Genomic DNA, 419 nt, shown 5'->3' on the forward strand with positions numbered 1-419 from the left:
GCAAACTTGGCTTTCCCTTTGGGTAAGAACAGGTTGTTGCATTTTATCTGGCATTAGAGCTGATTCTTTCTTCTTAAATATTACATTACAGCTATTCAATAGTGGATAGAATACGCTTTCCAACTGTGCCTGCGTGGCAGTTTTACTGAATACGAGTGAAGCTATATATCTTACTGCGACCACGTACTTTGACTCTTCAGATTCTTTAGTGAAAATAAAAATACGCTCACTTTTTGTTGTTTGTTTAATTAATTTTAAAAGACGAAACTGATCAAACCTAGAAACATTATCAGTATCAAAAAAGATGATGGGTTGGTCAATGGTTTGTATTGCATTTTCAATTTCGGGTAAAGAGTGACATAGCGTAATATCTGGTTTTTCTTTTTTGGGGTGCATTCCAGTAACTTTATCAACAACAG

1 protein-coding gene is annotated in these 419 nt (G+C 34.8%); it reads right to left on the minus strand.

Translation table 11 applies throughout. The features are described 5' to 3' along the window. Window positions 1–419 (minus strand): hypothetical protein (locus V1952_RS22535; protein ID WP_420075634.1); only part of this gene is annotated, 419 nt, incomplete at both ends.

Source organism: Yersinia sp. 2542 StPb PI (assembly GCF_048593855.1).
GTDB lineage: Bacteria > Pseudomonadota > Gammaproteobacteria > Enterobacterales > Enterobacteriaceae > Yersinia > Yersinia enterocolitica_E.